Here is a 4371-nt window from a genome sequence, read left to right on the forward strand (position 1 = left end):
AAAGTTCAAAACACCAGCCGAAGCTTTTGAAAGAGAAGTCAAGCGTGCTCGCAAGGTTCATACTGCTTAGCTTTCTTCAATTGAAACTCACTGAAACCTTTCCGCCAGCTGTCTTCGCCTGCGCTGGCTAACTTGCACTTGCAATTTGCGGTCGGATTTTTCTTCCCAGAAGCTGTCAATTAAACGGTCTAAGCTGGCAGGTCCGTCAGCTAAACGGAAATTTTGCCAGTGTGGTGGGAAGAGTTGACGGTAACGGGAACTGGCGAAACGTTGATCGATTAGTAGAATCACGCCACGATCCTGTTCACCACGGATAACACGGCCACTGGCTTGGAGGACATTATTAAAGCCCGGGAGTTGATACGCATAGGCATAACCTTGTTGGTTTTTAACTTGGTAGTAGTCTTTTAGGAGATTGTTCTCAAGGCTTAAGCCAGGGAGGCCAACACTAACAATGGCCACACCAATTAAGCGGTTGCCTTGCAGGTCGATTCCTTCTGAATAAGCACCGCCAAGTACAGCAAAGCCAACCAAGGTCTCATTAGGATCGCTGGTAAACTGAGCCAAAAATGCGCGACGCTCAGCCTCAGTGGCACCGCTGATTTGCTCGGTGGTTTTGATTTCAGGAAACGTTGCTCGGAAGGCAGTTAGCACTTGGTCGAGAAAACCATATGAAGGTAGAAAAACTAAATAATTGCCAATTTTTCCTTGGGCTAAACTACCTAAAGCCGCCACAATATTGGGTAAGTTGGCGGCTCGTTGGCGGTAAGTGGTCTGAATATAATTGGTGCAGACTAACAATTGGTGTGCTAAGGGAAAAGGCGATTGAATCCGGTAAACTAAACTGTCAGGATCCTTAGCAGTTAAGGTTTCCTGATAGTAGGTCAGTGGGGTTAAAGTTGCTGAGAACAGGATGCTAGCATCGCCCTTATGCAACGAATCCTGCAAGTACTCACTAGGATCGAGACATTGTAAGGTTAATTGGCGCGTTGGTTTTTTGGTAACAATGGTTTGATAATTAGGCCCATAAAAATCAAATATCTTCAAGAAGGCATTCAGCGCAAAGAAAACATCCAAAACAGACTCTAAAAATTCGGATTGCTGAAAGTCTTGGAGCCATTTTGTTAGTAAATCTAAGGCTTGGTACAAATTATCAAGCCAATCTTCATCTGGTTCGGCAAGCACTACTGGCACGTCGTCAGCATCGAATAAATCATCCAATGACTTAAAAGCAGTTTGTAATGGTTTAAGCCCGTGGCGAAGTTTCTGGACAGCGGTACTACGATGTCCGCGAATTGCCTTTAGCAGCGGTTTTAATAAGTCTTCATTCAGCTGACTGCTATACATATCGCGACCACGACTAACTAAATTGTGAGCCTCATCAATCAAAAAAATATTACCTGGTTCTGGATCAGCAAAGAAGCGTTGCAGGTAAACGCGGGGATCAAAGAGATAATTATAGTCACCAATGACCACATCAGCCAGCAAGCTCGCATCAAGGCTGAATTCAAAAGGACAAATTGTGTGCTTTTTTGCGTAACGTTCAATCGTTGCCCGGTCCCAAATATCTTCGTGAGCAAAGAGGTCCTTTAAGGCATCCTTATTACGATTGTAGTAACCGTCGGTGTAAGGGCAATTACCTGGGGGACAATCAGCAGCTGTTTGAAAGCAAATTTTGTCTTTGGCTGTGATTGTCACACACTTTAACTTGGCACCATGGTCGTTCAAGGCCGCAACAGTTTTTTCAGCTACTTGGCGAGTGCTATTTTTAGCCGTTAAGTAAAAAATCCGTTGCCCTAAGCCGCTTGCCAGTGATTTGACCGCTGGAAATAGCGTGGCAATTGTTTTACCAGTGCCAGTTGGCGCCTCCGCTAGCAGAATTTTATGGGCGGCGATTGTTTTATAAACAACTCCGGCAAACTGATGTTGACTGGCGCGGAATTTAGGGTAGGGAAAAGTCAGTTTTTCAGCAGCATCATTGCGCTGCTTGTCCCAACTGGAACGCAAATGGAGCCAAAATTCGAATTCTTGCAAAACTTGGTCAACAAACTCTTTTAGCTGCGGTCGCTGCCAGACTTCTTGTTTACGGGTAATGATTTCCGTGGTGGTTTGAAAGTAGGTCAATTGGACAGTCACTTCGGATACATCCTGCTGTTCAGCCAACAACCACGCGTAGAATTTGGCTTGGCCCCAATAACGAGTTAAGGCGTCGTTGGTCAGCTCAGCGAATGCCGGTTCTGATGTTTTAATTTCATCGACCATCACAGCATGCGTATCGGGATCAATGATGACCCCATCAGCGCGTCCTTCTATTTGATAGTCGACGTGATCAAGTTTGGTTTGATATTTTAAATGAATTTCTTTTTGATAATCTGGGCCAGCTTGTTTTTGAAGTTTGCGGTGAATCCGGGCCCCTAACATAGCGGTATTATTACTAGTGCGAGTTGGCGTTAGGTCACCTGATTTTAAAGTGAACTCAATGAGTTCGCGAATGCCAATTTTTTTAACCATCGTTATTTCCTTAATCATGCTGACTGCCGTTGGTCACAGGTAGTATTGTTAGTGAAGAATGACTGCAGTTTAGCTAGTTACTGGTTATCTAAGTGCTGTTGCCAATGAGCAATAGTTTGATATTGTTGTGTTAAATTTTGCCCCAGCTTTTGCCAAAGTGGTAGTAGTTCCTGATAAATTTGCTGATTTTCAGGTTGTGGCTGATAGTTACGCGTCGATTGTAAGGGGATGCTAAAATTCGGATCATTCCGCAAACTTTGCCAGCCGACAATTGCGGCACCAAGACTGGAACTTTCAACTTGGGTGGGAATCACAACATTTTGGCCAAAAACATCAGCGACTAATTGACACCATAGCGTTGATTGAGCAAAGCCACCAGCGGCATGAATGGCAGTCACTGGGCCAGTTAGGGCTGTGATTTGTTGGTAAACGACTGATAAATTTAAAGTCACGCCTTCTAAAACACTACGTAGCATGTCGGCACGTTGATGACGTTGGGTCAAACCAATAAAACTTCCGCTAGCCGTTGCATCCCATAATGGCGCACGCTCTCCATTTAAATAAGGATAAAATAATAAACCATGAGCACCAGCTGGACTTTCTGACGCCATTTGCCAAAGTGGTTGATAATGTTTGGTTGTCGGTGTGGCCAAGTTCTGCTCAGCCCACTGCAAAACAAGCCCACCGTTATTGACGGGGCCACCAATTAACCATTGATTTTTCCGTAACTGGTAACAAAACAGGCGACCAGCCGGATCTAAATGTGGCTGCTCACTAATTATTCTTACCGCTCCACTAGTACCAATGGTCAGAGCAATTTGTTCGGCTTGACTGGTTGCTAACCCCAAGTTAGATAAAGCACCATCACTAGCGCCGACAACAATGGGGAGATTTGTTGGTAAGGATAGGGCAGTGGCCATTTGTTGTGTTAAGGATAATTGTTGCGTAATTGGTACAATCTTAGGCATTTGCTGTGGCGTTATTTGGAGTAAGTCTAGCAAGGCATCATCCCAAGCTTCGCGCTGCCAGTTATATAAGCCAGTCGCACTAGCAAGGGAAGTATCAATCACAAATTCTTGCGTTAAGTGCCAACAAAGGTAACTTTTCAGATCACTGATGTAGCTGGCACTTTGATACAAAGCCGGTTGTCGTAATTGCAGCCAGCGTAATTTGCATAGTGGTGTCATCGGGTGAACTGGGGTACCAGTTCGTTGATAAATCGCGGTTGCCTGTTGATCTTGTTGCCATTCGTGTGCAATCGCGGCACTACGATTATCAGCCCAAGTTATAACTGGGGTCAAAGGTTGGTGCTGCTGGTCTAAAAGCAAAACACTGTGCATCGCTGTGGAAATTACTAAGGCTTCAATTGGCCAGCCCGCTTGTTGTGCTTGTTGCCCAACTTGTTGAACGGTTTGTTTGACAGCAGCTAAAATTGCCACGGGGTCCTGTTCAGCATAGCCAGGCTGACGTTGGGCCAATGCATAGCCACTTTTAGCGCTAGCCCAAGTTTTACCAGTTTGGTCAAAAAGAACTGCCTTTGTATTGGTGGTACCAACATCAAGACCAATAATCATGCCACTGCCTCCTAATTGCCACATAATAAATTAAGTTTAGTGAATTTAGACAGCAGATGCAAGCACATGAGCAGCAAGGAACAGTAACTGAGAAACGCTTTTCTTCAAAAACAATCGGGCTGACTGCCACCGCCTAAACTGGCTAAGGTTGAACCACCGTTACTTGAATATACATTTCTTATATGATTTGCTACCTAATTTTGTTAGCTGGATTTAAAATTGAAGTGCAACACCTAAATGACTAGACCAAAAAGGCCATGAAGACCTATTCTTATAGTTACCACAC

Annotated in this window: 2 protein-coding genes; both read right to left on the reverse strand. The window is 44.6% G+C overall.

Features of this window, described 5'->3' with window-relative positions:
- Positions 1–87: 87 nt before the first annotated feature.
- Complete coding sequence (locus EKM81_RS10920) at positions 88–2529, reverse strand: helicase C-terminal domain-containing protein (RefSeq protein WP_225420254.1); 2442 nt, start codon at positions 2527–2529, stop codon at positions 88–90.
- Positions 2530–2588: 59 nt separating this feature from the next.
- Complete coding sequence (locus EKM81_RS10925; RefSeq protein WP_164509308.1) at positions 2589–4085, reverse strand: gluconokinase; 1497 nt, start codon at positions 4083–4085, stop codon at positions 2589–2591.
- Positions 4086–4371: the final 286 nt, after the last annotated feature.

Source organism: Lapidilactobacillus gannanensis (assembly GCF_003946675.1).
Taxonomy (GTDB): Bacteria; Bacillota; Bacilli; order Lactobacillales; family Lactobacillaceae; genus Lapidilactobacillus; species Lapidilactobacillus gannanensis.

Excerpts from the sequence above, each read along its gene's own strand:
- EKM81_RS10920 (WP_225420254.1), bottom strand. The coding sequence starts at position 2,529 with ATGATTAAGGAAATAACGATGGTTAAAAAAATTGGCATTCGCGAACTC.
- EKM81_RS10925 (WP_164509308.1), bottom strand. The coding sequence starts at position 4,085 with ATGATTATTGGTCTTGATGTTGGTACCACCAATACAAAGGCAGTTCTT.